The sequence below is a fragment of the Stenotrophomonas sp. HMSC10F07 genome (assembly GCF_001807895.1).
Lineage (GTDB): Bacteria > Pseudomonadota > Gammaproteobacteria > Xanthomonadales > Xanthomonadaceae > Stenotrophomonas > Stenotrophomonas sepilia.
This window is the reverse complement of the sequence record NZ_KV791427.1, coordinates 1-26,064: the sequence shown is the minus strand read 5'-3', so window position 1 is coordinate 26,064 and position 26,064 is coordinate 1. Positions and strand designations below refer to the sequence as shown.

At 66.9% G+C, this 26,064-nt stretch carries 29 protein-coding genes and 2 tRNA genes; 22 read left to right on the top strand and 9 right to left on the bottom strand.

Annotated elements, in window-relative coordinates:
• Positions 1-33: 33 nt before the first annotated feature.
• Positions 34-960, bottom strand: a complete 927-nt coding sequence (locus HMPREF3114_RS15390) for a phosphoribosylaminoimidazolesuccinocarboxamide synthase (RefSeq protein ID WP_032954595.1) — start codon at positions 958-960, stop codon at positions 34-36.
• Positions 961-1,101: 141 nt separating this feature from the next.
• On the opposite strand from HMPREF3114_RS15390, the gene HMPREF3114_RS15385 reads away from it, so the two are divergent.
• The 10 genes from HMPREF3114_RS15385 to HMPREF3114_RS15340 all read left to right on the top strand — a co-directional run bounded on the left by HMPREF3114_RS15385 (position 1,102) and on the right by HMPREF3114_RS15340 (position 9,616).
• A complete protein-coding gene (locus HMPREF3114_RS15385; protein ID WP_005419845.1) occupies positions 1,102-1,431 on the top strand; it encodes a J domain-containing protein in 330 nt (109 codons plus the stop codon).
• Between the two features lie 30 nt (positions 1,432-1,461).
• On the top strand, positions 1,462-2,139 hold the full coding sequence (gene rpe / locus HMPREF3114_RS15380; RefSeq protein ID WP_053497695.1) for a ribulose-phosphate 3-epimerase: 678 nt from the start codon (positions 1,462-1,464) through the stop codon (positions 2,137-2,139).
• A gap of 12 nt (positions 2,140-2,151) precedes the next feature.
• Positions 2,152-2,634 (top strand): GNAT family N-acetyltransferase, encoded by a 483-nt coding sequence (locus HMPREF3114_RS15375; RefSeq protein WP_053497693.1) that lies wholly within the window; start codon positions 2,152-2,154, stop codon positions 2,632-2,634.
• A gap of 259 nt (positions 2,635-2,893) precedes the next feature.
• Positions 2,894-3,829 (top strand): lipid kinase YegS, encoded by a 936-nt coding sequence (gene yegS / locus HMPREF3114_RS15370; RefSeq protein ID WP_070489959.1) that lies wholly within the window; start codon positions 2,894-2,896, stop codon positions 3,827-3,829.
• A 244-nt stretch (positions 3,830-4,073) separates the two neighbouring features.
• Entirely contained in the window at positions 4,074-5,549 is a 1,476-nt protein-coding gene (gene trpE, locus HMPREF3114_RS15365; protein ID WP_053497690.1) for an anthranilate synthase component I, read from the top strand.
• Between the two features lie 67 nt (positions 5,550-5,616).
• Complete coding sequence (locus HMPREF3114_RS15360) at positions 5,617-6,396, top strand: SIMPL domain-containing protein (protein WP_053497688.1); 780 nt, start codon at positions 5,617-5,619, stop codon at positions 6,394-6,396.
• 2 nt (positions 6,397-6,398) lie between these two features.
• Positions 6,399-6,986: an anthranilate synthase component II gene (locus HMPREF3114_RS15355; RefSeq protein WP_053497686.1), complete on the top strand. Its 588-nt coding sequence runs from the start codon at positions 6,399-6,401 to the stop codon at positions 6,984-6,986.
• A 16-nt stretch (positions 6,987-7,002) separates the two neighbouring features.
• The gene (trpD, locus tag HMPREF3114_RS15350; RefSeq protein WP_005419829.1) at positions 7,003-8,034 is read left to right on the top strand and encodes an anthranilate phosphoribosyltransferase; all 1,032 of its coding nucleotides are present in this window, start codon (positions 7,003-7,005) and stop codon (positions 8,032-8,034) included.
• A gap of 74 nt (positions 8,035-8,108) precedes the next feature.
• Positions 8,109-8,903 (top strand): indole-3-glycerol phosphate synthase TrpC, encoded by a 795-nt coding sequence (trpC, locus tag HMPREF3114_RS15345; RefSeq protein WP_005419828.1) that lies wholly within the window; start codon positions 8,109-8,111, stop codon positions 8,901-8,903.
• Entirely contained in the window at positions 8,900-9,616 is a 717-nt protein-coding gene (locus tag HMPREF3114_RS15340) for a haloacid dehalogenase-like hydrolase (RefSeq protein ID WP_053497682.1), read from the top strand. The genes trpC and HMPREF3114_RS15340 overlap by 4 nt, the downstream gene beginning before the upstream one ends.
• A 118-nt stretch (positions 9,617-9,734) precedes the next feature.
• Here HMPREF3114_RS15340 and HMPREF3114_RS15335 read toward each other — a convergent pair whose 3' ends face one another.
• Both HMPREF3114_RS15335 and crp read right to left on the bottom strand, forming a co-directional pair.
• Positions 9,735-10,496, bottom strand: a complete 762-nt coding sequence (locus tag HMPREF3114_RS15335; RefSeq protein WP_053497679.1) for a sulfite exporter TauE/SafE family protein — start codon at positions 10,494-10,496, stop codon at positions 9,735-9,737.
• 134 nt (positions 10,497-10,630) lie between these two features.
• Positions 10,631-11,320, bottom strand: coding sequence for a cAMP-activated global transcriptional regulator CRP (crp, locus tag HMPREF3114_RS15330; protein WP_010482649.1), 690 nt, complete (start codon positions 11,318-11,320; stop codon positions 10,631-10,633).
• Between the two features lie 149 nt (positions 11,321-11,469).
• Between crp and speD the strand changes: the two genes are divergently transcribed.
• Both speD and sugE read left to right on the top strand, forming a co-directional pair.
• Positions 11,470-12,264 (top strand): adenosylmethionine decarboxylase, encoded by a 795-nt coding sequence (speD, locus tag HMPREF3114_RS15325; RefSeq protein ID WP_005411315.1) that lies wholly within the window; start codon positions 11,470-11,472, stop codon positions 12,262-12,264.
• A 168-nt stretch (positions 12,265-12,432) separates the two neighbouring features.
• The gene (gene sugE, locus HMPREF3114_RS15320) at positions 12,433-12,753 is read left to right on the top strand and encodes a DMT family transporter (protein ID WP_005419816.1); all 321 of its coding nucleotides are present in this window, start codon (positions 12,433-12,435) and stop codon (positions 12,751-12,753) included.
• 82 nt (positions 12,754-12,835) lie between these two features.
• Here the strand turns inward: sugE and coq7 are convergent, their stop codons facing one another.
• On the bottom strand, positions 12,836-13,480 hold the full coding sequence (gene coq7, locus HMPREF3114_RS15315) for a 2-polyprenyl-3-methyl-6-methoxy-1,4-benzoquinone monooxygenase (protein WP_005419813.1): 645 nt from the start codon (positions 13,478-13,480) through the stop codon (positions 12,836-12,838).
• 196 nt (positions 13,481-13,676) lie between these two features.
• Between coq7 and rplM the strand changes: the two genes are divergently transcribed.
• Positions 13,677-14,105 (top strand): 50S ribosomal protein L13, encoded by a 429-nt coding sequence (gene rplM / locus HMPREF3114_RS15310; protein ID WP_005414692.1) that lies wholly within the window; start codon positions 13,677-13,679, stop codon positions 14,103-14,105.
• 2 nt (positions 14,106-14,107) lie between these two features.
• Entirely contained in the window at positions 14,108-14,500 is a 393-nt protein-coding gene (gene rpsI, locus HMPREF3114_RS15305; protein WP_005411311.1) for a 30S ribosomal protein S9, read from the top strand.
• Positions 14,501-14,825: 325 nt separating this feature from the next.
• Here rpsI and HMPREF3114_RS15300 read toward each other — a convergent pair.
• Both HMPREF3114_RS15300 and HMPREF3114_RS15295 read right to left on the bottom strand, forming a co-directional pair.
• Positions 14,826-14,900, bottom strand: a tRNA-Gln gene (locus HMPREF3114_RS15300).
• A 55-nt stretch (positions 14,901-14,955) separates the two neighbouring features.
• Positions 14,956-15,032, bottom strand: a tRNA-Met gene (locus tag HMPREF3114_RS15295).
• A gap of 121 nt (positions 15,033-15,153) precedes the next feature.
• On the opposite strand from HMPREF3114_RS15295, the gene HMPREF3114_RS15290 reads away from it, so the two are divergent.
• The 3 genes from HMPREF3114_RS15290 (at position 15,154) to bfr (ending at position 16,804) form a co-directional block, all read left to right on the top strand.
• A complete protein-coding gene (locus HMPREF3114_RS15290) occupies positions 15,154-15,777 on the top strand; it encodes an RNA pyrophosphohydrolase (protein WP_005419809.1) in 624 nt (207 codons plus the stop codon).
• Positions 15,778-15,981: 204 nt separating this feature from the next.
• The gene (locus HMPREF3114_RS15285) at positions 15,982-16,191 is read left to right on the top strand and encodes a (2Fe-2S)-binding protein (RefSeq protein ID WP_053497678.1); all 210 of its coding nucleotides are present in this window, start codon (positions 15,982-15,984) and stop codon (positions 16,189-16,191) included.
• Between the two features lie 142 nt (positions 16,192-16,333).
• Entirely contained in the window at positions 16,334-16,804 is a 471-nt protein-coding gene (bfr, locus tag HMPREF3114_RS15280) for a bacterioferritin (protein WP_005419804.1), read from the top strand.
• 1 nt (position 16,805) lies between these two features.
• Here the strand turns inward: bfr and HMPREF3114_RS15275 are convergent, their stop codons facing one another.
• From HMPREF3114_RS15275 to HMPREF3114_RS15265, 3 genes are read right to left on the bottom strand one after another with little or no spacing between them, the layout of a single operon-like run.
• Positions 16,806-19,040: an ATP-binding protein gene (locus HMPREF3114_RS15275; RefSeq protein WP_053497676.1), complete on the bottom strand. Its 2,235-nt coding sequence runs from the start codon at positions 19,038-19,040 to the stop codon at positions 16,806-16,808.
• Position 19,041: 1 nt separating this feature from the next.
• Positions 19,042-20,931 (bottom strand): EAL domain-containing protein, encoded by a 1,890-nt coding sequence (locus HMPREF3114_RS15270; RefSeq protein WP_032954585.1) that lies wholly within the window; start codon positions 20,929-20,931, stop codon positions 19,042-19,044.
• A gap of 44 nt (positions 20,932-20,975) precedes the next feature.
• Positions 20,976-21,593, bottom strand: coding sequence for a DUF4126 domain-containing protein (locus HMPREF3114_RS15265; protein ID WP_005419792.1), 618 nt, complete (start codon positions 21,591-21,593; stop codon positions 20,976-20,978).
• 179 nt (positions 21,594-21,772) lie between these two features.
• On the opposite strand from HMPREF3114_RS15265, the gene HMPREF3114_RS15260 reads away from it, so the two are divergent.
• The 5 genes from HMPREF3114_RS15260 (at position 21,773) to ampE (ending at position 25,468) form a co-directional block, all read left to right on the top strand.
• The gene (locus tag HMPREF3114_RS15260; protein WP_005419791.1) at positions 21,773-22,516 is read left to right on the top strand and encodes a DUF6776 family protein; all 744 of its coding nucleotides are present in this window, start codon (positions 21,773-21,775) and stop codon (positions 22,514-22,516) included.
• Positions 22,517-22,520: 4 nt separating this feature from the next.
• Positions 22,521-22,985: a bactofilin family protein gene (locus tag HMPREF3114_RS15255; protein WP_053497672.1), complete on the top strand. Its 465-nt coding sequence runs from the start codon at positions 22,521-22,523 to the stop codon at positions 22,983-22,985.
• Positions 22,986-23,016: 31 nt separating this feature from the next.
• Positions 23,017-23,409: an iron-sulfur cluster insertion protein ErpA gene (gene erpA, locus HMPREF3114_RS15250; protein WP_005419789.1), complete on the top strand. Its 393-nt coding sequence runs from the start codon at positions 23,017-23,019 to the stop codon at positions 23,407-23,409.
• Positions 23,410-23,528: 119 nt separating this feature from the next.
• Positions 23,529-24,434: an NAD(+) diphosphatase gene (gene nudC, locus HMPREF3114_RS15245; RefSeq protein WP_053497669.1), complete on the top strand. Its 906-nt coding sequence runs from the start codon at positions 23,529-23,531 to the stop codon at positions 24,432-24,434.
• 146 nt (positions 24,435-24,580) lie between these two features.
• Entirely contained in the window at positions 24,581-25,468 is an 888-nt protein-coding gene (gene ampE, locus HMPREF3114_RS15240; RefSeq protein ID WP_005419787.1) for a regulatory signaling modulator protein AmpE, read from the top strand.
• Positions 25,469-26,064 lie beyond the last annotated feature (596 nt).

Here is a 26,064-nt window from a genome sequence, read left to right as displayed (position 1 = left end):
CCCCCAGCCTTTCCGGCTGGGGGCGCAGGCGGGTCAGTCGACGCTGATCCCGGCCAGGCGCTGCAGCGCCTCGGCGTACTTGGCGCGGGTGCGCTCGATGATGTCGGCCGGGATGTTCGGACCCGGGGCGGTCTTGCCCCAGTCCAGCGTCTCCAGGTAATCGCGCACGAACTGCTTGTCGTAGCTCGGCGGGCTGGTGCCCACTTCGTACTCGTCGGCCGGCCAGTAACGCGAGGAATCCGGCGTCAGCATCTCGTCCATGATGTACAGCCGGCCATCGGCGTCGGTACCGAACTCGAACTTGGTGTCGGCCAGGATGATGCCGCGCTCGCGGGCGTAATCGGCGGCGAACTTGTAGATGCGCAGGGTGGCGTCGCGCACCCGCTCGGCCAGTTCCGCACCGACCTGCTTCACCATCGCGTCGAAATCGATGTTCTCGTCATGGTCGCCGACCGCGGCCTTGGTCGAGGGCGTGAAGATCGGCTCGGGCAGCTGTTCGGCCTGGCGCAGGCCATCGGGCAGGTCGATGCCGCTGACCTTGCCGGTGCGCTGGTAATCCTTCCAGCCGCTGCCGATCAGGTAGCCGCGGGCGATCGCTTCCACCGGCACCGGCTTCAGCTTGCGGGTGACCACCGCGCGCTTGGCGTACAGGGCCGGGTCCACGCCTTCGGGCAGCACGCTGGCCACGTCGATGCCGGTCAGGTGGTTGGGCATCAGGTGCGCAGTCTTGGCGAACCAGAAGTTGGAGACCTGGCAGAGCATCTCGCCCTTGCCCGGGATCGGGTCGGGCAGGACCACGTCGAACGCCGACAGGCGATCGGTGGCCACCATCAGCAGGTAGTCGCCCGGCGGGGTCCCTGCGGGCAGCCGCTCGCGCGGGATATCGAACACATCACGCACCTTGCCGCGGTGGCGCAAGGGCAGGCCGGGGAGATCGGATTGCAACAGCGTGGTTGGCACGGGCACTCCTGGGGCGTTGTCGATACGGCTGCCCAACGGACCCGGCGGGCCCGCTGACCAGCGGGCGGCCTAGTGTAAAGCCCTCCGGGCCCGCTGTGACGTAAAATGAGCGTCCATTTCGTCGGTCGACCCCGGAGCGCCATGCGCTGGTACGGAAAACTGCTCGGATTCATCGCCGGCGCCCTGCTGTTCCGGCCCAATCCGCTGTTCGGCGCGGTGGTCGGCCTGCTGATCGGCCATGCCTTTGATTCGGACTGGTTCCGCCTGAACAAGGAGAACCCGTACCGGGAGCTGGGGCTGACTTCCGAAGCCACCGATGCCGAGATCGAACGCGCCTACCGCAAGCTGATCTCGCAGTACCACCCCGACAAGCTTGGCGGCGCCGCCCCCGAGCTGCAGCAGCAGGCCGAGCAGAAGTCGCGGCGGATCAATGCCGCCTACGACCGCATCAAGTCCCTGCGCAAGCGCTGACCCACTTTCCCCTCGTTGCAAGGCCCGGCCATGTCCCACTGCCTCATCGCCCCCTCCATCCTGTCCGCCAACTTCGCCCGCCTCGGCGAGGAAGTCGACAACGTCCTCGCTGCCGGTGCGGACTGGGTCCACTTCGACGTGATGGACAACCACTACGTGCCGAACCTGACCATCGGCCCGATGGTCTGCCAGGCCCTGCGCAAGCACGGCATCACCGCGCCGATCGACGTGCACCTGATGGTCGAGCCGGTGGACCGCATCATCCCGGACTTCGCCGAGGCCGGTGCTACCTACATCAGCTTCCACCCGGAGGCGAGCCGGCACGTGCACCGCACCATCCAGCTGATCCGCTCGCTGGGCTGCAAGCCGGGCATCGTGCTCAATCCGGCCACCCCGGTGGACATCCTCGACTGGGTGCTGGATGACCTGGACCTGGTGCTGCTGATGTCGGTCAACCCGGGCTTCGGCGGCCAGGCCTTCATCCCCTCGGCGCTGGACAAGCTGCGCGTGGTGCGCAAGATGATCGATGCCAGCGGCAAGGACATCCGCCTGGAGATTGACGGTGGCGTGAAGGCCGACAACATCGGTGAGATCGCTGCCGCCGGCGCCGATACCTTCGTCGCCGGCTCGGCCATCTTCAACGCCAGGACCAGCTACCAGGACGTGATCGCGCAGATGCGCGCGAACGTCGCTGCGGCACGGGGCTGAGCCATGAGTACGGTGGCCGTGTTGAACATCCGCCCGGCCACCGTGGCCGATGCTGGCCTGATCCTGCATTTCATCCGCGAGCTGGCCATCTACGAGAAGGCCGAGCATTCGGTGCAGACCGATGAGATCGGCATCGCCGAAAGCCTGTTCGGACCCGATGCCACTGCACGTGCACTGATCTGCGAAGCCGGTGGTGAAGCGATCGGCTATGCGGTGTATTTCTACAACTACTCCACCTGGCTGGGCCGCAAGGGCATCTACCTGGAAGACCTCTATGTCAGCCAGGAAAAGCGTGGCGCGGGCGCCGGCAAGGCGCTGCTGAAGTACATCGCACGCCAGGCCGTGGCCGAAGGCTGCGGCCGTTTCGAATGGTCGGTGCTGGACTGGAACACTCCGGCCATCGAGTTCTACACCGCCGCCGGTGCCAAACCGCAGGATGAGTGGACCGTGTACCGGCTGCAGGGGCAGGCGCTGCACGATTTCGCCAACGGGTGAGGCGTGTGGTGGGGGCGAACCGCAACCCGGTGGGTGCGAACCTTGGTTCGCACTCCCTGGGTACCCGCCCCCCCCAAAAAAAAAAACCACGCCAATCACTGGCGTGGCCTCGCTGCATGCGTGGGAGGCTGATCCTGCCTCCATCCGTCGTCCCTGCTATGGACTTCCATTCTCCAGCAGCTGAATGACACCTGCGTGACATTCACTGCGGGCAAACAGTGCATTGCTAGCCTGTGCCGCCCTGACCTGGAAGTACCGCATGACCACCCCGCGCTGGCGCCTGATCCTCAACGGCAAATCGGCTGGCAACGATGAACTGCGCGACGCCGTGGGCCACTGGCGCGGGCAGGGCGTGCAGTTGGACGTACGGGTGACCTGGGAAGACGGCGACGCCGAACGCTACGTTGCCGAAGCCATCGACCATGGCGTGGACGTGATCGTGGCCGCCGGTGGCGACGGCACGCTCAGTGCGGTGGCCGAAACCCTGGCCCATCGCGATGAACCGGCGCAGGCGCTGCCTTCGCTGGCGCTGATCCCGATGGGGACCGCCAACGATTTCGCCACGGCTGCCGGCATCCCGACCGGGCCCCAGGAGGCCTTCGCCCTGATCGGCCAGGCACCGCCGCATGCCATCGACCTGTTGCGCGTGGATGCCGATGGCACGCCCTGGTGGTGCGCCAACCTCGCCAGCGGTGGCTTCGGCACGCAGGTGACGGTGGAGACCGATGCCGGATTGAAGAAGATGCTCGGTGGGCTGGCCTATGTGATCACCGGCATCGCCAAGCTGGGCCGCATCGAGCCGATCGCCGCGCGGCTGTCCGGCCCGGATTTCGCGTGGGAAGGTGACTTCATCGCGCTCGGCATCGGCAATGGCCGGCAGGCCGGCGGTGGCCAGCAGCTGTGCCCGCAGGAACTGATCGATGATGGACTGCTGGATGTGACCGTGCTTCCGGAACTGGAAGGGGAGGTCGCCGCCACCCTCGGCCAGATGCTGAAGTCCGGTACCCAGGCCGCACTGGAACAGCTGGCCACGCGGGCGCGGCTGTCGTGGCTGCAGATCGACGCACCCGAGGCGCTGACCCTGAATCTGGACGGCGAACCGGTGCAGGCCCGCCGGTTCCGCGTCGAGTGCGTGCCGGGCAGAGTGCGGATGCATCTGCCGACCGGATGCCCGTTGCTGGCTGGGCAGGGGTAGAGCCGGCCGGTAGGGTCGACTCCACCGGTTCCCGCGCCGGTCGCCGCCACAGGTCCCCGCCATCGCCCCGGGCTTGTCGTGGTTCAGTTTCCCAGGGTTCCCCTCCCGCCGATCCTGCGATACAGTCAAGGGGTGTCCAGCCTGACGACCCCGCATACCCTTTCTTCCGCACGCCGTTGGTGGCGATGGTGGCCCGTTGCCGTCGTCCGCCCCCATAACGCTGTGTCCCGGAAGGAAAGTCGTCTTGAACTCGCACGCTCAGTTTCAGCAGCAGGCCGCTGAAGGCCACACCCACATTCCCGTCGTCCGCGAAGTGCTGTCCGACCTGGACACGCCGCTTTCGGTCTATCTGAAGCTCGCCGACGGCCCCAATACCTACCTGTTTGAATCCGTCGAAGGCGGCGAGCGCTTTGGTCGTTACTCGATCATCGGCCTGCCGGCGCGCCGCGTGTATGCCTTCCACGGCCACACGCTGACCGTGCGCGAAGACGGCCAGGTGGTGGACACCCGCGAGGTAGCCGATCCCTTCGCCGAAGTCGAGGCGCTGCGCAGCGCCCACTCGGTGCCCAAGCTGGAAGGCCTGCCGGGCTTCACCGGCGGCCTGGTCGGCTGGTTCGGCTTCGAATGCATCGGCTACATCGAGCCGCGCCTGGCCCCGCCGGCTGGCCGTGATGAGCTGGGCACGCCGGACATCCTGCTGCTGGACTCCAACGAGCTGGCGGTATTCGACAATCTCAAGGGCCGGCTGTACCTGATCGTGCACGCCAACCCGCGTGTCGACGGTGCCTTCGAGCAGGCGCAGGCGCGACTGGATGCCCTGACTGCGAAGCTGCGTGCGCCGGGTGCCGGCTATCCGGCGCCGCTCAACAGCGACGTGCTGGACGAATCGGATTTCGTCTCCGGCTTCACCCGCGAAGGCTTCGTCGATGCGGTCCAGCGCAGCAAGGAATACATCCGCGCCGGTGACATCTTCCAGGTGGTGCTCAGCCAGCGCCTGAGCGTGCCGTTCAAGGCGCGCCCGGTGGATGTGTACCGCGCGCTGCGCGCGTTGAATCCCTCGCCGTACATGTATTTCCTCGATGTCGGCGACCTGCAGGTGGTTGGTTCCTCGCCGGAAATCCTGGTGCGTTTGCAGGATGGCGAAGTGACCGTGCGCCCGATCGCCGGCACCCGCCCGCGTGGCGCCACGCCCGAGCTGGACCTGGCACTGGAAGCCGAGCTGCTGGCCGATCCGAAGGAACGTGCCGAGCACCTGATGCTGATCGACCTCGGCCGCAACGATGCCGGGCGCGTCTCCAGAGCCGGTACCGTGGAAGTGGGCGAGCAGTTCGTGATCGAACGCTACAGCCATGTCATGCACATCGTCAGCGAAGTGACCGGCCAACTGCAGCCGGGCCTGAGCTATGCCGACGTGCTGCGCGCCACCTTCCCGGCCGGCACGGTCAGCGGCGCGCCAAAGATCCGCGCGCTGGAAGTGATCCGCGAACTGGAACCGATCAAGCGCAACGTCTACGCCGGCAGCATCGGCTACATCGGCTGGCACGGCGATGCCGATACCGCGATCGCGATCCGCACTGCGGTCATCAAGGATGGCCGCCTGTACGTGCAGGCCGGCGCCGGCATCGTCTACGACTCGGACCCGGACAAGGAATGGGACGAGACGATGAACAAGGGCCGTGCACTGTTCCGCGCCGTCGCCCAGGCCGCCAAGGGCCTGTGAGTTTCCCCGTGCCGTGGCCTGCGCCACGGCATCGTCCGCTGTTCCCATTCAAGACAAGGAGTACCGCATGAAGCTGCTGAGCGCATTGCTGTGGTCGTCACTGCTGGCCACGATGGCCCCGTCTGCCTGGGCGCAGGCCAACACGATCCCCTCTCAGCCGCACCTGCTGGTGAAGGGGCAGGGCACCCGCACAGTGATGCCCGACCGCTTCGGCCTGCAGTTGAACATCGAAGAGACCGACATGGATGCCGACGCCGCGCGGCGCCGCGTGCAGGGCAACGTGGCCCGCGTGCTGGCGCTGTTCAAGCAGCACAAGGCGGTGGAGGGCAGCGTGCGTGCGGACAACCTGCGGATCGGCCCGGCGACGCGCTATGAGCAGAACCGGCAGGTCTTCATCGGTACCCGCGTGTCGCGCCAGCTGCGCGCCAGCTTCGCCAGCGTGAAGGCGATGCAGGACGTGCTGGGTGCGTTGAAGGCCAACGAGAACGTGCAGGTCAGCAGCATGGCGCCGACCTACTCGGGCGAAGCGGCGTTGCGGCGCGAACTCAAGGGCGAGGCCGCAGCCCAGACCCGCCAGTCCGCGCAGGGCCTGGCCAAGGCCTACGGCACCCGGCTGCGCGGCCTGTACAGCATTTCCGACGTAGCGCCGAACTTTGCTTATGGCATCCAGGCCGGCAGTTGGCCGAGCAGTGGGGACCTGGTGACGCCGCCTTCGCCGCCCGCGCCCGAGGCACCGATGAACAGCATCGAGACCACGGGCTCCCGCCTGCCCGAGTCGGTCGAAGCCGGCCCCATCACCTACACCGAAAACGTGTACGCCATTTTCCTGATAAGCGACGGAACCTGACCATGTTGTGGATGATCGACAACTACGACAGCTTCACCTACAACCTCGTGCAGTACCTGCAGACGCTGGGCGCCGAGGTGAAGGTGGTGCGCAACGATGCGATGAGCGTGGACGAGATCGCCGCGCAGAAACCCGAGCGCATCGTCATCTCGCCCGGCCCGTGCACGCCCAACGAAGCGGGCGTGTCGCTGGAGCTGATCCAGCGGCTGGGCCCGACCACGCCGATCCTCGGCGTGTGCCTTGGCCACCAGGGCATCGGCCAGGTCTACGGCGGCACCGTGATCCGCGCCGGCAACATCATGCACGGCAAGACCTCGCCGATCCGCCACGAAGGCAAGGGCGTGTTCGCCGGCCTGCCGGACCGTTACCAGGCCACCCGCTACCACTCGCTGGTGGTGGACAAGAACAGTCTGCCGGACTGCCTGGAAGTGACCGCCTGGACCGAGAACGAGGACGGCTCGATCGAAGAGATCATGGGCCTGCGCCACCGCCAGTTCCCGGTGGAAGGCGTGCAGTTCCACCCCGAATCCATCCTCACCGAACACGGTCACGCCCTGCTGCGCAATTTCCTGCAGCGCCCGGTGGCCTGATCCAAGGAGCATTCCCATGAGCTTCTCCCCCCAGGAAGCCCTGCAACGCACCATCGAGCACCGCGAGATCTTCTTCGACGAGATGGTCGACCTGATGCGGCAGATCATGCGCGGCGACGTGTCGCCGATGATGACCGCCGCCATCCTCACCGGCCTGCGGGTGAAGAAGGAAACCATCGACGAGATCGCCGCCGCCGCCACGGTCATGCGCGAATTCGCGCTGGCGGTGCCGGTGGTCGACAGCACCCACCTGGTCGACATCGTCGGCACCGGTGGCGATGGCTCGCACACCTTCAACATCTCCACCTGCGCGATGTTCGTGGCGGCTGCGGCCGGTGCGCGCGTGGCCAAGCACGGCAACCGCAGCGTGTCGTCCAAGTCCGGCAGCGCCGATGCGGTGGAAGCACTGGGCGCGGCCATCGAGCTGCAGCCAGCGCAGGTGGCCGCTGCCATCGAGCAGACCGGCATCGGCTTCATGTTCGCGCCGATCCATCATCCGTCGATGAAGGTCGTCGCGCCGGTCCGCCGCGAGATGGGGGTGCGCACCATCTTCAACATCCTCGGTCCGCTGACCAACCCCGCCAGCGCGCCGTCGGTGCTGATGGGCGTGTTCCATCCTGATCTGGTGGGTATCCAGGCGCGCGTGCTGCGCGAGCTGGGCACCGAGCGCGCCATGGTGGTCTGGGGCCGCGACAACATGGATGAGATCTCGCTCGGCGCCGGCACCCTGGTGGGCGAGTTGCGCGACGGCAAGGTGCGCGAGTACGAGATCCACCCGGAGGACTTCGGCATCGCCATGTCGGCCAGCCGCAACCTGCGCGTGGACAGCCCGGAGCAGTCCATCCAGATGCTGCGCGCGGTGCTGGACAACGAGCCCGGCCCGGCGCTGGACATCGTCGCGCTCAATGCCGGCGCCGCGCTGTACGTGGCCGGCGTGGCCAGCGACATCGGTGATGGCCTGGCCCGCGCCCGTGCCGCCATCGCCAATGGCAGCGCGCGCCAGCGCCTGCAGCAGTATGTGGAGACCACCCGCGCGCTGGTTGCCTGAGCGCGCGGTTCAGCCTGACCCCGTCGATGGCCGATAATGGCCGTCCTCAGCGCCCCCGCACCGAATCGAAGACGATGAGCGACATCCTGCAGACGATCCTGGCCCGCAAGGCCGAAGAAGTGGCCCAGCGCCGCGCCCAGCGCCCGCTCGAGGAGCTGCAGGCCGCCGTGGCCAGCGCCCCGCCGGTACGTGGCTTCGTGCGCGCGTTGCAGGCGGCCGTGGCCAACGGCGACCCGGCGGTGATTGCCGAGGTGAAGAAGGCCAGCCCGTCCAAGGGCGTCATCCGCCCCGACTTCCGACCGGCTGACATCGCGGTCAGCTACGAGTTCGGTGGTGCCAGCTGCCTTTCGGTGCTGACCGACGTGGACTTCTTCCAGGGCGCCGATACCTACCTGCAGCAGGCCCGTGAAGCCTGCACGCTGCCGGTGCTGCGCAAGGACTTCGTGATCGACGCCTACCAGGTGTACGAGGCACGCGTGCTGGGCGCCGACTGCATCCTGCTGATCGTCGCCGCGCTGGACGACACCCAGCTGGCCACGCTGTCGGAACTGGCGCTGTCGCTGGGCATGGACGTGCTGGTGGAAGTGCACGACATCGACGAACTGGAGCGCGCACTGCAGGTGCCGGCGCCGATGATCGGCATCAACAACCGCAACCTGCGCACCTTCGAGGTGTCGCTGCAGACCACGCTGGATATGCAGCAGGCCGTGCCGCGTGACCGCCTGCTGGTCACCGAAAGCGGCATCCTCGGCCCGCAGGACGTGGCGCTGATGCGCGACGCCGGCATCCATGCCTTCCTGGTCGGCGAGGCCTTCATGCGCGTGGAAGAGCCGGGCGAGGGCCTGCGTCAGCTATTCTTCGCAACATGACAACGCACTATCCGACGCCGCGCGAGGATGCGCCGCTGGTGGTCTTCGACTTCGACCACACCCTCTACGACGGCGATTCGGGTACCCACCTGTTCGCCTCGCTGATCAAGCGCAACCCGCTGCGCATGCTGGCGGCGCTGCTGGTCACGCCGATCGCCGGGCCGATGGTGGCGATGCTGCCGACCCGTCGCGCGGGCATCTCGGTCTATGTGTGGATCGGCAGCTTCGGCCTGCACCGTGCGCGCGATTTCAACAAGGTGATCGACGCCTACGTGCTGCGCAACCAGGCGCAGATGCGCGCCAAGCTGCTGCCGCAGGCGCTGGACGTGTTCGCCGCGCACCGCGCCAAAGGCGATCGCGTGGTGGTTGCCACCGGCGCGCCGCCGGAGCTGGCCCGCGCGATCCTGGCCTTCGTGGCCCATCAGGATGTGCCGGTGATCGGCACCGAGGTCGGCCCGCGGCTGGGCGGCGTCGGTCCCACCCGTCACTGCCACAACGAAGAGAAGATGCGCATGCTGCGCGAGCGCGGCTATGGCGACATCGATATCGCCTATTCCGACAGCACCGCCGACCTGCCGCTGCTGCTGGCGGCCAAGGCGCCGGTGGTGGTGAACCCGAAGCCGGGGCGGGTGGCGTTCTTCCGCCGCGTGCTGCCGGCCGGCACCCGCATCCTCAACTGGGGATGCGTGGATCGCGGCGGCGACAAGGCCTGATCCAGGGGTCAGATCCCCGAAGGGGCTCTGACCCCATCTCACGGGGAATGATCCGCCGGGCATGGCCCGGCGCTACCGGAACAGGCGCGGGTAGTGCCGGCCGCTGGCCGGCAAGCGCTCAGCGCCCCAGGTACCCGTACACCGCATGCCCGATCTGGAACAGGCTGATGCCCAGTACCAGCACGCCCACGGCCACCAGCACCCAGCGCTCCTTCACCCGCTTGACCAGGATCGCCGCCACCGGAGCGGCCATCATGCCGCCGATCAGCAGGCCGGCAACGATCTGCAGATGCTGCACGCCCATCGACAACAGGAAGGTCGCTGACACCGTCAACGTGACCACGAACTCGGCTGCGTTGACTGTTCCGATGGTGGTGCGCGCCTGGCCGCCGCGGGCGAGCAGGGTGGACGTCGCGATCGGCCCCCAGCCACCGCCGCCGCTGGCGTCGAGCAGGCCGGCGAAGAAGCCCAGCACCGGCACCCGGCGGATCTCGCCCTGGGGCATCCAGCGCCCAGCGGCGCGGGCCAGGATGATGATCGCCAGCACCAGCAGGTACAGGTAGATCAGTGGCCGGATGATCTCGCCCGGGACCTGCGTGAGCACGTACGCGCCCACGGCACCGCCCACTGCGCCGGGCAGGGCCAAGCGCAGGAACAGGCGTTTATCGACATTTCCGGCTGCGAGGTGCGACACCCCCGAGGCGCCCGTGGTGAACACTTCAGCGGTGTGGATGCTGGCGCTGACCTGCGCCGGGGGCAGGCCCATGCTCAGCATCACCGACGAGGACACCAGGCCGAACGCCATGCCCAATGCACCGTCCACCAGCTGTGCGCCGAGGCCGATGAGGATGAACCACCAGAATTCGCTGCTCAGCTCCATGCACCGAGCCTAGCCCAGCGGGCCGCGCAGGGGCCGTGTAGAGCTGAACCCATGCGCGGCTGCCTTCGACGGACAGCAGCCGAGCGTCGGCTCGGCTCTACAGGATGGCTCGCCAGCCTTGGGTTGCCTTGCAATCAACGGGTGCCGTACAGCACCACGGTCTTGCCGCGGGCATGCAGCAGGCCGTCGGTCTGCAGTTTCTTCAGCACGCGGCCGGCCATTTCGCGCGAGCAGCCGACCAGTCGCGCCAGTTCCTGTCGCGATACGCGCAGCTGGCTGCCCTGCGGGTGGCTCATTGCCTCCGGTTCCTGCGCCAGGTCGTGCAGGGTGCGCACGATCCGGTCGGTCACGTCCAGGAATGCCAGGCGGCTGGCCTTGCGGCTGGTGTCGAGCAGGCGCTTGGAAATCTGCTGGCCCAGCGCGTACAGCAGGCGCGGGGCATCGGCCGACAGCGGGCCGAGGAACAGCTGATGCAGGCGCTCGTAGCTGATTTCAGCCAGCTCGCAGGCGGTACGGGTCCGCAGGATCACCTCCCGGCGGTCCGATTCGACGAACAGGCCCATCTCGCCGACGAACTCGCCGGCACCGAAGTAGCCCAGCACAAGCTCGCGATCGTCATCTTCCTCGGCCATGATCGAAACCGAGCCGCTGATGACGTAATACAGGGTTCCCGCCGGGTCTCCGGGCCGGAAGACGTCGGTACGGGTGGGATATCGCCGCCTGTGGCTGTGCGCCAGGAAACGATCGATTGTGGCGATATCCAGGGCCAGTGGACTGCTAGCTAGGCGCACGGTTGACACGATAGGAGCGCTCCCTCTGCGCATGAACGGATTCACGGGGTCGATAGCGGAGCTTAACCAGCGCAATTGTTAAGGGCAAACAGTGTGCCAGAACTCTTGCGTCTTCACGTTCCCCCCGGGGGCAGTTTGCCCCATAATTCCCCCTTTCCCTTCTTACACAGGAATCGACCGCCGTGGTCAAGCCGTTGCCTCGCCTGAGGCTGCAGGGTTTCAACAACCTCACCAAGGCGCTGAGCTTCAACATCTATGACGTGTGTTACGCGCGCACCGAAGAGGAGCGTCAGCGTTACATTGAATACATCGATGAAGAGTACAACGCCGACAGGCTGACTCAGATCTTGACCGATGTCGCCGAGATCATCGGCGCCAACATCCTGAACGTGGCCCGCCAGGACTACGATCCGCAGGGTGCCTCGGTGACCATCCTGATCTCCGAAGAACCGGTGATCGACAAGAAGCTGGCCGGCAAGGAGCTGATCTCCGACGCCGTGGTCGCGCACATGGACAAGAGCCACATCACGGTCCATACCTACCCGGAAACCCATCCGCAGGAAGGTATCGCCACGTTCCGCGCGGACATCGACGTGGCCACCTGTGGCGTCATTTCCCCGCTGAAGGCCCTGAACTACCTGATCGAGAGCCTCGAGTCGGACATCGTGATCATGGACTACCGCGTCCGTGGCTTCACCCGCGATGTGAAGGGCAAGAAGCACTTCATCGACCACAAGATCAACTCGATCCAGAACTTCCTGGCCAAGAACATCAAGTCGCGTTACGAGATGTTCGACGTCAACGTCTACCAGGAGAACATCTTCCACACGAAGATGCACCTGAAGGACTTCGACCTGGACCAGTACCTGTTCGAGGAAAAGGCCAAGAACCTGTCGTTCAAGGAACGCATGAAGATCGAAGCGCTGCTCAAGCGCGAGATCGAAGAGCTGTTCCACGGCCGGAACCTGTCCGAGTAAGCCCCATGTGCGATGCCCGCAGGCATCGCCACCCAGGCGGGACGACCCGCCCCGTGGAACCAGTGCCCCGCACGCGTTACAGTTCCACGGTGATGTACCGACCCACGGCCCGGTGTGAAAACACCGGGCCGTTTCGTTTTTCTCAAAAAAGGTAAGGAGCCCCCACCCATGCCCTGGATCTACCTGCTGCTGGCCGGCCTGTTCGAGATCGGTTTCGCCCTCGGAATGAAGTACTCCGAAGGCTTCAGCAAACCCCTGCCCACCGTTGCCACGGTGGTATCGGCCCTGATCAGCCTGTACCTGATGAGCCAGGCGATGAAGAGCATCCCGGTCGGTACGGCCTACGCGATCTGGACCGGCATCGGTGCCATGGGCGTGGCTGTGCTCGGCATCTACCTGTTCAATGACAGTGCGTCGCCGGCCCGCCTGGCCTGCGTGGGCCTGATCGTGGCCGGCGTGATCGGCCTGAAGCTGGTCTCGCCCAACTGATTGATGGCCCGACCAACGGTCGGGCCCCACCGTCGCCCCCCGCACCTCCTGGTAGGCCCGCACCGTTGGTGCGGGCGACCCTTCAAATGCGGTAGGCGATGGTCTTCATCACCCTGGAGGCCAGCGCCATCACGCCCGGGATCGGGAACGGCAGGCGGCGTGCGCCGGCCTGCTCGGCGTGCTCCGCATGGCGGGCTTCGTCTTCCTTCATCACCTCGATGACCGCACGGCTGCGCAGGTCGCCGGCCGGCAGATCGACCAGGTGCTCGTCCAGATGGGCTTCCACCTGGCGCTCGGTTTCGACCACGAAGCCGAGGTTCCAGCCGTCGCCGCGCAGCCCGGCCAGGGTGCCGATGGTGTAGCTGCCGGCGTACCACAGCGGGTTGAACAGGCTCGGGCGGCTGTCCAGCTCGCCCAGCCGGGTGGCACACCACGCCAGGTGGTCGGTCTCCTCCTGGGCCGCTTCCAGCAGGTGTTCACGCGTGGCAGGGTCGCGGGCCACGGCGGCCTGCCCGAAATACAGGCCCTGTGCGCAGACTTCGCCGACGTGGTTGATCCGCATCAGCCCGGCCGCGTGGCGGCGTTCAGCGTTGTCCATGCCCGGCTCGCTGGTGTCCGCGGCCGGGTAGGGGCGGGCTGCCGGCGGGTTGCCGAACACCGTGTCCAAGGCGCGCTGCGCTTCGGTCAGCAGATGGTCCAGCGGTGTGGTCTGGCGGAGCACGGTCATGGCGGTACGCGGTGGGACGGAAGACCCCTCGATTCTCCCCCGGCTCCGGCCCCCTGCCAACCCGGGGCATGGCCGGCTTGCACCGGGGGCTTGACCTGCGTACAATCCCGCCTCTTACGCTTCACCTTTCACAACGCGTGGCAGAGTTCCGGCGAGCCGTTCGCCGCAATGAGCCCGACCTAACATAGAGTTCTTCATGAGCACTTTCACTGCCAAGAACGAGACCGTCCAGCGCGACTGGTACCTCGTCGACGCCGAGGGCAAGACCCTGGGCCGTCTCGCCACCGAGCTGGCCCGCCGTCTGCGTGGCAAGCACAAGCCGGTCTACACCCCGCACGTTGATACCGGCGACTACCTGGTCGTCATCAATGCAGAAAAGATTGCCGTCACCGGCAAGAAGCTGCAGGACAAGATGTATCACCGTTTCACCGGTTACATCGGCAACCTGAAGACCGAGTCCCTGGCCCAGGCGCTGGAGCGCCACCCGGAGCGCGTGATCGAGATCGCCGTCAAGGGCATGCTGCCGAAGGGCCCGCTGGGTCGCCAGATGTACCGCAAGCTCAAGGTCTACGCCGGCACTGAGCATCCGCACGCCGCACAGCAGCCGCAGGTTCTGGATATCTAATCATGGCTATCACTCAAAACTACGGCACTGGCCGCCGCAAGTCCTCCACCGCTCGCGTGTTCCTGCGCAAGGGTTCGGGCAACATCACCGTCAACGGTCGTCCGCTGGACGAGTTCTTTGGTCGTGAGACCGCGCGCATGATCGTGCGCCAGCCGCTCGAGCTGACCAAGAACACCGAAAGCTTTGACATCCTGGTCACCGCCGCTGGCGGCGGCACCACCGGCCAGGCCGGTGCGATCCGTCTGGGCATCGCCCGTGCTCTGGTCGAGTACGACGAAACCCTGAAGTCCGAGCTGCGCAAGGCTGGCTTCATGACCCGTGACGCCCGTGAAGTCGAGCGTAAGAAGGTTGGTCTGCACAAGGCCCGCCGCGCCACCCAGTTCTCCAAGCGCTGATCTACCGCGCCTGGTTGGGCTCCTTCGGGAGCCCGCTGGATGGGAAAGCAAAAGCCCGGCTTCGGCCGGGCTTTTGTCGTTCTGGGGGTCATCGATGTCCTGGTTGCCGGCCAGCGGCCGGCACTACCCGGGGCGTCGCATCTCGGAAGGGGTGGGGTGGTGCCGTTTCCTGCGGAGCAGGGTCCGATCCCGCGGGTGCCTCTCTGGAGAAGAGCCCCCTTGTTGTTCAAGGGGGCGCGCCGACAGGCGCGGGGATAAGGTGGAATGCGCGACCAAATTAAAAGCAAAGGGCCAGATCTTTCGATCTGGCCCTTTGCTTTTAATTTGGCTGCCCCGGATGGATTCGAACCACCGAATGCCTGAGTCAGAGTCAGGTGCCTTACCGCTTGGCGACGGGGCAAAACGTGCAACTATTTTCTCACTTTTCACACTGAAAAACAACTTGATTTTCAGTGTGGTGGCTATGGGTGGACTCGAACCACCGACCCCAGCATTATGAGTGCTGTGCTCTAACCGGCTGAGCTACATAGCCTTGGTGAGCCCGCTATTCTGCGGATGTGTATCGGCCCTGTCAACACTTTTGTGCCGTGCTTGTGGGCCGACAGAGGGCATGGGATAGTCCCGACCAGTAGATTTTCTTAGGAGTCCGCATCGTGATCGATCCGGACGGCTATCGACCGAACGTCGGCATCGTGTTGATGCGGCAGGACGGCCAGGTGTTCTGGGCACGACGCGTGCGCCGGGACGGCTGGCAGTTCCCGCAGGGTGGCATGAACACCGACGAGACGCCTGTCGAGGCCATGTATCGTGAACTGCAGGAAGAGACCGGCCTGCTGCCTGAGCACGTGGAAGTGCTCGGGGCGACGCCCGGCTGGCTGCGCTACAAGCTGCCGGCGCGGGCCATCCGCCGCAATGAACGGCAGGTCTGCATCGGGCAGAAGCAGGTCTGGTTCCTGCTGCGCCTGACCGGCGATGAATCGCATGTGCAGCTGGACCATACCGACTCGCCCGAGTTCGACCACTGGCGGTGGGTGGACTTCTGGTACCCGGTGGAGCACGTAGTGATGTTCAAGCGTGGCGTCTATGCGCGCGCGCTGCGACACCTGGCGCCGTTGGCGCGTGGGGTGGCCGGGCAGGGCGTCAGCGCCATGCCCAAGAGTGCCGCCGAGGCCTGGATGCCGGGCCACGCGGCCGGCCACGACAGGCCCCGGAAGCGCACGCCCAAGCGCGGCGGCTACTGGCCGCGCAAGGCCAAGGGGGAGTCCGGGGCGGTTTGAATGGGAAGCCACGCAGGCTGCGGGCCGATCCGTCACAACGCGTCCCCGCCGGCTGTTTCCACGCAGGACCGGGCTGTCCGGCGGGCCGGTCAATCCGACTGTGAACGGTATCGAGAATGGTTCAGGTCTCTGATTGACAACCATTCTCGTTTCCATTGGAATAGGCAACAGGCCGCTTCTGGCCTGCCAGCCCGGTTCCCGCCTGTGTACGTCTGCATCTGCAACGGAGTCACCGACCACCAGATCCGCGAAGCCGCCAACCATGGTGTCAGCACGGTGGCCGAACTGACCATGCGTACCGGTTGCGGTGCCACCTGCGGTTCCTGCCTGGACATGGCCGGCGACCTGCTGGCCAAGGCACGCGCGACGCACGATCTGCCGCTGCCGGTATTGGGCCTGGCCCAGGTTGCCTGATCGTTTCCTCGCGGCGTGTTGACGCCGCGCTTTCGCGTCCTTCACCTGCAGCCGCGCAGGCCAATGCGCACGATTCGCGTTCCTTCACCACCGCACGCAAGGCGGTACAGTGCCTGCGTTTTCAGCGTGCAGGAGCATCCCCATGAAGGGCGACACCAAGGTCATCGAATTCCTCAACAAGGTCCTCTACAACGAGCTGACCGCGATCAACCAGTACTTCCTGCACGCCAAGATGCTGAAGAACTGGGGCATCAAGGAACTGGCCGAACACGAGTACAAGGAATCGATCGACGAGATGAAGCATGCCGACATGCTCGCCGACCGCATCCTGTTCCTCGAAGGCCTGCCGAACTTCCAGGCGCTGGGGAAGCTGCGCATCGGCGAGAACCCGACTGAAATCCTGCAGTGCGACCTGTCGCTGGAACGCGATGGCGTGGTCACCCTGCGCGAGGCGGTGGCCTATTCCGATTCGGTTGGCGACTATGTCAGCCGCCAGCTGTTCGTGAAGATCCTCGACTCGGAGGAAGAGCACATCGACTGGCTGGAAACCCAGCTCGACCTGATCGAGCGCATCGGCGAGCCGAAGTACCTGCTGAGCAAGCTGGAAGAGTGAATCAGCGGTCCTGGCCGGCGCGATGCTGTGCCAGGTAGCCCGTCAGTGCAACGCGCGCCCGGGCGAATTCCGCAACCAGCAGCGCCACCGCGACTGCGGGGCGCTGCAGGCTGCCACTACGGGCCTCGTGCTCGATCCGCTGCGCGATCGCCGACAGCGACAATGCCCCCACGTTCGCGCTTGATGATTTCAGGCTGTGCGCGACGGCCTGCAGGCGCGGTTCATCGCTGTTCCGCGCCGCCAGCTGCAACTGCTGCACCATCGCCGGCGCATCTTCAAGAAATACCGTGACGATCTGGGTGGCAGCATCGCCGATCACCGCGTCCAGTTCATCCAGCACATCGCGGTCGAGCACCGGTTGTGGCTTGGAGCCGACCCGGCTGTCATCGTCCTGTAGATCCGAGCCGTGCTCGGCTGAGGGAGCGCGACTGCTGTTGGCCGTCAGCCGAGCATCACCCGGCTCTACAGAAGGCCGTGCAGGTGCTGCGGCTTTACCGCCACCCCAGCGCTGCAGCAGCGCATGCAGCGTGGCGCGTGCGATCGGCTTGGACAGGTAATCGTCCATGCCGGCCTGCAGGCAGCGCTCGCGGTCGCCGGCCATCGCATTGGCGGTCATCGCGATGATCGGCAATCGCGCATGCCCGGTTTCCGCTTCTTCGGCGCGCCAGCGGCGCGTGGCGGCGTAGCCGTCCAGCACTGGCATCTGGCAATCCATCAGCACGATGTCCAGCCCGCCTTCGCGGAGGGCGGCCAGGGCCTGTTCGCCATCGGCGGCGTTGCGCACCTCGCACTGGAACACCCGCAGCAGCTGCTCGGCCACCATCCTGTTCACCGTATTGTCCTCCACCACCAGCACGCGCAGATGCAGCGGCGGCAGCGTGGCAGCCGGTTGCTCGTGTTCCGCGCTGGCCAGCAGCGCAGCGGGGCGGGCAGAGGCGACCGGTGCCGCCAGCAGTGCATGCAGGGCGGCGTCGTCGAAGTGGGAGGGCAGCTGGCGCTGGCGGGGGCGTTGCGCAATCGCATCCTCCTGCAGCCACAGTACCTGCAGTGCATCGTCGTCGCCGCGTTCCCCCAGTGCGAGCTGCAGCGTGGCCTCGCCGTTGCGGCGTGCGCGCGCATCGACCAGCAGCCAGGCGGGTGCCGGTTTTCCGGGCCGCGCGGGAGCGCGCAGGCGCTCGACCACGCTGTCCAGTTGCACCAGCACCTCCACCTGCAGTCCATGGTGGGCAGCGATGCGCTCGATGCGTGCCTGCAGCGTTGCATCGGCACTGAACAGCAGCAGCGGTGCCGGCGCGCGCGTCATCGCCGGCAGGTCGCCAGGAACCTTCAGCAGCGGGATCTCGAACCAGAACGTAGCACCCTGGCCGGGCGTGGACTGCACACCAATACGCCCATGCATCAGGTCGATGATGCGCTTGCAGATGGCCAGGCCCAGGCCGGTGCCGCCGTAGATGCGCGTGGTGGATGCGTCGGCCTGGCTGAAAGACTGGAACAGGCGTGCCTGCAGCGCGTCGTCGATGCCGATGCCGGTATCGATGATCTCGAAGCGCAGCTGGTGCTGCGCGGCACCTTCGCCCAGGCGCAGCACGCGCAGCTGCACCTGGCCGCGGGCGGTGAACTTGATCGCATTGGCCAGCAGGTTGCTCAGCACCTGGCGCAGGCGCACCGGGTCGCCGCGCACCGGCAGGCGCACCGATGGATCCAGCTGCAGGCCCAGTGCCAGGCCCTTGGCGTCGGCGGCGCGCTGCATCAGCTGCACCACGCCATCGAGCAGATCGCGCAGGTTGAAGCTGGTGATTTCCAGCTCCAGCGCCTGTGCTTCCAGCCGGGAGTAGTCGAGGATGTCGTCGACGATGCGCAGCAGCTGCTGCGAGCTGGCCGAGGCGGTGGCCAGCATCTGCCGCTGGTCCTCGCCCAGTGGCCCGCGTGCGATCAGCTCCAGCATCGGCAGGATGCCATTGAGCGGGGTGCGGATCTCATGGCTCATCGTGGCCAGGAACTCGCCCTTGGCCAGCACGGCCGCCTCGGCGGCCTGCTTGGCCTGCAGCAGCTGTTGTTCCAGCTGGCCCTGGCGTTCAGTGGTATGGCGTAGCTGGTCCCGTTCAGCGGCCAGCGCGCCGTGCGTGCGCTGCAGCTGCGCCAGCGCACGGTCGCGCGCGCGAAGCCGCAGGCCCAGCACCATCAGCGCGATGGTGGCCGCGGCGAGGGCAACCAGCAGCACGCCCCACAGCGGCACGTCAGAGCACCGCGTTGTGGAAGTCGAAGTTCAGGTCGCTGCCGGCCGACTGCACCATGTTGCCCTGGATGTAGTCGACGCCGCCGACCCACATCGCCGCCGCAGCCTGCGGATCCTCGATCTGCTGGCCGATGATCTGCAGCCCGGCGGCATGGGCCTGATCGATCGCCTTGCGCAGCTCCTCGCGCGTGGCCGGATTGGCATGGCTGCTGGAAAAGCGCGCAGCCATGCGCACGAACGACAGCGGCAGCTGGTTCAGCAGGGCATCGGCCTCGCCGCTGGGTTCGAACTGGCTCAGGCAGAAGCGCACCCCGGCACTGGCCATGCGCTGGCAGAACTGCTGCAGCGGCACGGTGTGGATCAGTGCGTCCGGCAGGCGCACGTCGATCACCAGTGCACTGCCCGGCAGGTCGCGCTGCTGCAGTGATTCCAGCAGCCAGTCGGCGAAGGCGTCGCGCTGCAGGGTGCGCAGCGACTGCGAGACGAACAGGTTCAGTGGCTGCGTCGCGTGGCGGTACAGGTCCAGCAGCCCCAGCGCGTGATCCATCACCTGCTGGTCGAGATCGGCGATGCGGCCTGCGGCTTCCGCTGCCGGGATCACCTGCCCGGCCGCCAGCACGGTGCCGTCGGCCTGGCGAAGGCGCAGCAGCAACTGGTACTGCGCGGTGTTGCCGCCGGCAACAGCGACGATCGGCTGATAGGCCAGTTCCAGCTGTCCTTCCAGCAGCGCCAGGTGTTCCTGTTCGGTGACTGCCTGGCGGTGCACATGGCCGGCCACCCCGGCGCTGAGCAGGCGCGCCTGCAGGGTGGTGCGCTCGACGGCTTCCAACGCACTGTTGGCATCCTCGAAGCCCGGTGACAGCGGTGCATAGCCAACTACGCCGCGCAGGTGCACGGATTCGTCGTCGCGGATCACGAAGGCACGTGCCGACAGCTGCTCGCGCAGGCTGGCAGCGATGCTTTCAAGGGCGTCCTCGTCGGCGCTGCGGGCCAGCAGCAGGAAGCTGTTGTCGTTCAGGCGTGCCAGCAGGTGCGGATGGCCGGCTTCGGCCAGGCGCTGCCCGGCCTGCACCATCAGCCTTTCAAATGCGGCGTAGCCATAGCGTTCGCGCAGGCCCAGCGCGCTGGCCACTTCGATGAAGAACACGCCGCCCTGATCGCGGTGGGCGAGTGCGGTGTTGAGCTGCTGCAGCACGTGGTGGCGCGTCGGCAGGCCGGTTTCCGGATTGCTGGTGGCCGGTGCGCCGGTGGCGCCGGGCAGGGTCGCGGCCTGGGCTCGTGCGCGGCGGATGCGGTTGGCCACCGCTGCGATCAGGTGGCGGGGCCGGATCGGTTTGCTCAGGTAGTCGTCCGCGCCGCTGTCGAGGACTTCGAACTGGCGCTCCGGATCCGGATCACCGCTGAGGAACACGATCGGAAGCAGCTGCAGGCCGGGCTGCTGGCGGATCAGCGCGGTCAGGCGCATGCCGTCCAGGCCGGGCAGGTGAAGATCCATCAGGATCAGGTCGGGGCGGTGCTCCTTGATGGCCTGCAGCGCGGCATCGGCATCGTTGTGGACGATCGCCTGCATGCCGGCGCCGTGCAGCACGCTCTGCGCGAACAGGGCCTGCGCCCGATCGTCTTCAACGATCAGCACGCGGTAGGGCGAGTCCGATGGCGACGGGGCCAGATCGTTGTTGCCGGCGTCGGCCAGTGCGATCGGGCCGGGCAGCGGCGGCGGCGCGCTGTTGGCCGGCGTGGACGCATCGGCCGCGACAGGGGATGGGGTCGCCGCCATCGGTGGGTCCACGGCTGGAGGTGCCGTCTCGGGGGCCCAGCGTTGCCAATGGTCGGCCGGAGGGGTTTCAGCGCGTCCCGGGCGGGCGCCCGCGGGGGATTCGTTTGCGGCCATCGGTGCTCCTGGTGTTCGCGTCCATTATGCGACAAGCCCGGCGCTCAGCCGGTACCGGTGTGCCCTGGCGGTGCTGCCGATGCACCGCGCGCCAGCCAGCGCACGCCCTTCCACAGGGCGCGCCAGACCAGCCACACCAGCAGCGCACCGGCCAGGCTGCAGGCCAGCACCACGATCAGCGCGATCCACGGGTGTGCCAGGGCGAGGGCCAGGCCACCGATCACGACGGTGTCTTCGGCCGCAGAGGCGACCCAGTTGCTGGCCGGTTCCGGCGAGGTGTTGAGCAGGGCGCGGGTACCGGCCTTCAGGCCATGGCTGGCCAGGGCGACGCCGGCACCGGCGGCGAGCGCACCGGTGCCCAGCTGGCCATCCGGCGACAGCGTGGCCGCCGCAAGGAATGCGCCGGCCGGTACGCGCGCGAGCGTCTGCACCAGGTCCCACACCGAATCCACGCCAGGGATCTTGTCGGCGAAGAATTCGGCCACCGCCAGCGCCGCCGAGGTGCCCAGCACCCACCAGGATTCGGTGGCCTGCAGGGCGGGGGGGAGGTCGACCCAGCCAAGCAGCCCGGCCAGGCCGACACCGAACACGGTGAGGTAGACGCGGATACCGGCCAGCCAGGCCAGCAGGATGCCGATCACGAACAGGTGGGCTTCGGTCATGGCGGTGCTCCGGCGACGGAACTGTGCAGGGGGCCACACTATCGACGATGGCGTGCCTGAACGCCACAGACCGTAGCCGGCCACGGCGCAGGAAACCCACCCGTCCTGTCATACACTAGCCCGTCGTTTGCCAAAGGGGCCGTACCGGTGTCGCCCTTGCGATACCCCGGAAACCACCCATGACCAACCGTCCTCCCATGCGCGTGCAGGTCCGCCTGCCCGGCGCGCCGCAACCGCCTGCCGACCGTCGCCGCCTGCTGGTGATCGGCGGCATCTGGCTGCTCAGCCTGGTGCTGGCGGTGCTTGGCGGCTGCTGGATGGCCACCCCGCGCGATGCCCAGGGCCAGCGCCTGCAGGCCGCCGAAAAGCGTGCCGAGGCGCTGCAGGCACAGCTGACCGAGCTGCGCCAGAAGCAGGCCACGCTGGAAGCCTCCGACCGCATCAGCCGTGCCGCCAATACCGAGGTGCAGTCCTCGCTGGCAGAGCGCGATGAGGAAATCGCCGGGCTGCGCGCCGATGTTGCCTTCTATGAGCGGCTGGTCGGCTCGACCAGCCAGCGCAAGGGCCTGAACACCCATTCGATCGAGTTCAGCCCGGAAGCGGCCGGCACCTGGCAGTACACCGCCGTGCTGACCCAGAACCTCAACCGCGGGGCCATCAGCCAGGGGCAGATGCGCTTCACCGTGGAAGGCGTGAAGAACGGCAAGCTGGCCACGATCAGCTGGGATGATCTGCACCAGCGCAGCAAGGTGCCGGGACAGGACTACTCGTTCCGGTACTTCCAGCAGCTCACCGGCAGCGTGATGCTGCCGGCTGACTTCACCCCGCAACGCGTGCGGGTGACATTGGGGAGTGGTACGGGGGGTACCACCCAGGTATTCGACTGGAAACAGGCCGGTGCGCCGGCCAGCAAAGGGGAGTAGGCAGATGTTCGGAAGCAGCAAATCCAACCGTGAAGGCCAGCTGGTGGTGGATGCCCTGATCGGCAACCAGGTGGTGATCCGCGGGGATGTGGAATTCAGTGGTGGCCTGTATGTGGAAGGCCGCATCCACGGCAAGGTGATCGCCGCCGAAGGCGCCAGTGGTGCGACCCTGACGGTTGCCGAGCACGGCGTGATCGAAGGTGAGATCCGGGCCCAGGTGGTGGTCATCAGCGGCCGCCTGGACGGCGATGTACACGCCACCGAGAAGGTCGAGTTGACCCCGAGCGCACGGGTCAATGGCAACGTCCATTACCAGGTGGTGGAGATGAACGCGGGCGCGCAGCTGAACGGCCGCCTGATCCATGCCAGCGCCCCGATGGCAGCCTTGCCGGCTCCGGAAGGCGAAGACGCCCATGATGGCAAGGGCGATACCGCCGCGCGTCGCAAGCTGGCCGAGGCGATGGCTTGAAAGCCGTCGTCGGCACCCCCATGCTGGCAGCATGAGCACGCTAGTCTCCCTGCCCGGCGCCACCCCGGTTGCCGCGCCCGATTACCAATCGCTGGAGCGCCCGCTGAACTTCACTGAGTCGGCGGCCGCCAAGGTCAAATCCCTGATCCAGGAAGAGGGCAACCCCGACCTGGCCCTGCGTGTGTACATCGAGGGAGGCGGCTGTTCGGGCTTCCAGTACGGGTTCGAGTTCGACGAGAACCGTGCCGAGGATGACCTGGCGGTACAGACCAGCGGGGTGACCCTGCTGGTCGACCCGCTGAGCCTGCAGTACCTGATGGGCGCGGAGGTGGATTACACCGAGAGCCTGACCGGTGCCCAGTTCGTGATCCGCAACCCCAACGCAAAGACCACCTGCGGCTGCGGCAGCAGTTTCAGCATGTAACGAGGGCGCGGGGCCTGTGTCCCGCGCGACAAGGTGTGTGGAGCAAGCTCCGCACCCACAGGCGGTTTCCGCAAAGCCTGCGGCTTGCCACCTGCATCGATTGGCGGCACGCTTGGCGGATGCCCAATACTCCTTCGCCGCTTTCCGGTTTCGCCTTCGTTGGCGAACCGTTGGAGCGCGCCGATGCCCTGCGCGAAGATGCTGATGTACTGGCGCGCCTGTGGCCGGGCGCGCGCATCCTCGTCCTCGATCACGATGGCAGCGCCTTCACCGGCGATGACGACCAGCCGCTGGCGCTGACCGGCGCCGACGTCGGCGGTGGCCCGGGCGCCGCAGTTTTCCTGGGGCTGCGCGGTGATCAGGCATGGTTCTCGGTTGAAGCCAGCAATGTCACCGTGAGCGCGCCACGCCGACTCGATCTGCGCCAGGCTGCGTTGTTGTGGCCGATGGCCGATGCCACCGCTTTCAGCTATGCCCGTGGCATGTCCTACTGGCACTCGCGCACCCGCTTCTGCGGCGTATGCGGCGGCGCGGTGGCGTTTGCCCGTGGCGGCTTCGTCGGCCGTTGTGCGCAGTGTTCCACCGAACACTATCCGCGCGTCGATCCGGCGGTGATCGTCGCCGTGGAAAACCAGGGCCGGCTGCTGCTTGGCCGGCAGTCGAACTGGGCCCCGCGCCGTTACTCGGTGCTGGCCGGCTTCGTCGAACCCGGCGAGACCTTCGAGCAGACCGTGGTGCGCGAAGTCCATGAGGAGAGCAAGGTGCGGGTGACCGCCTGCCAGTACCTCGGTTCGCAGCCGTGGCCGTTCCCCGGCGCGCTGATGGTCGGCTTCCGTGCACAGGCGCATGACGACCTGCCGGCCGTGGATGGCGAGCTGGAAGACGCGCGCTGGTTCAGTGCCGACGAGGTCGGCGCCGCGTTGGCGCGCGATGTGGAGGACGACGGCCAGGGCATCCGCCTGTCGCCACCGATCTCGATTTCGCGGGGCCTGATCGAACACTGGTACCGCCAGCAGCGAGGCTGAGTCGGCGTTTCGGCCGGGCCGGTCGTGGCAGCTGTATTGCCGCCACCTGAACACGGCCCGGGTTACAGTCCGGTTCACCCGCGAGGGCACCGCTGCGACAGGTAAGGTAGCGGCGCCGAGCGTTCTGTTTCGTAGGGAGACCTGCCATGTTCACCACTCTGGCCGCCGTGCTGGTGGCGCTGGCCCTGGGCCACGTTGCCCCGGCCGCTGCCGCCTCGATGCGCCGTTTCGACGGCTTCCGGCGCTGGCTGGGCTGGCTGGACGCGCGTGGTGGCAAGGCCTGGCAGGGACCGGCTGGAGTGGCGCTGGCGCTGCTGCCGCCGTTGCTGCTGATGGGGCTGCTGGCGTGGCTGCTGCGCGGAGTGCTGTTCGGCCTGCCGTCGCTGCTGCTGGGTGTGGCCGTGCTGGCCTGGTGCTGGGGGCCGCGTGACCTGGATCGGGATATCGAAGCGATCATTGATGCGGACGACGCCGCGACGCGGCAGGCAGCCGTGCGCAACCTGCAGGCCGCCGGTGGCAGCCTGCGCGAAGACGTGCCGTCGCTGGTCGAGGCGACCGTGCTCAATGCGCTGCGTCGCTGGTTCGCGGTGCTGTTCTGGTTCCTGCTGCTGGGCCCGGCCGGTGCGCTGGGCTACCGCTTGCTGGCGTTGATGGCGGAAAGCCCGATGCGTGCACGCGTGCCGGTGGAGCCGCTGGCGCTGGCGCAGCGCCTGCTGGGCTGGATCGAGTGGCCGGTAGCGCAACTGATGGCGTTCTCGATGGCGCTGGTCGGCAACTTCGATACGGCGTGGAAGGCCTGGCGCCAGGCCCATGGCGAACGCCTGGCCGGCTCCATCGGGTTCCTGGGCGCGGTGGCGCGGGCCAGCGTCAACGCCGAGCTGCGCGAGGACGCGCACGATTACACCGAGGCGGGGCTGTTGCCGGTGTGGCAGCGGCTGCCGGACCTGCGTGATGCGATGAGCCTGGTGTGGCGGATGCTGCTGCTGTGGCTGGCGATCCTCGCGTTGCTGGTGATTGCAGGCTGGGTGACGTAGGTGCTTCGCAGGGCTTGCAGCCCTGCACCTGCAGAAGCAACAGCAACAGCGGCTCTGGGTTGCTGTTGATTGGGCGGGGCGGTGTGGGGCTGCAGGACACGCCGTAAACCCCCAAACCGGCCCAGCCGCTGGCGGCTGTGCGTTCGGGCGCTTGCGAAGCAGTGCTTCGCAAGCAAAGCGCCCTCACCCATGGGGGCTCGATGGCGCCATCCATGGCGCCAACGGTCCTGCGGCCCCACACCGCCCCACCCCCGACAGTTTCGCGGTGACGGTGGGTCAACTGCGACTGCCGGTGGGTGTCGACCTTGGTCGACACGGTAGATCCACGCCATGCGTGGATGCAGAGCGAAGCGATCCGCTTCCGCTTTTGATCTTCTCTTTCTTTTCCGTGGTGGACGCACACGGAAACTGTCCGTGGCCGGGCGGGATGGGTTTGCGGGGGTGTCCGCGGCATGGATGCCGCGGCCAAGCCTTATCTGATGGAAATCTGTCAGCGTAGGTGTCGAGAGCCGGCGTGGGCCGCCGTACGAGCCTGGATCTCGACGATCGCCATGGAGCTTGGTGATCTGGCCCCCCGTCAGCGGACGCCAAGAAGC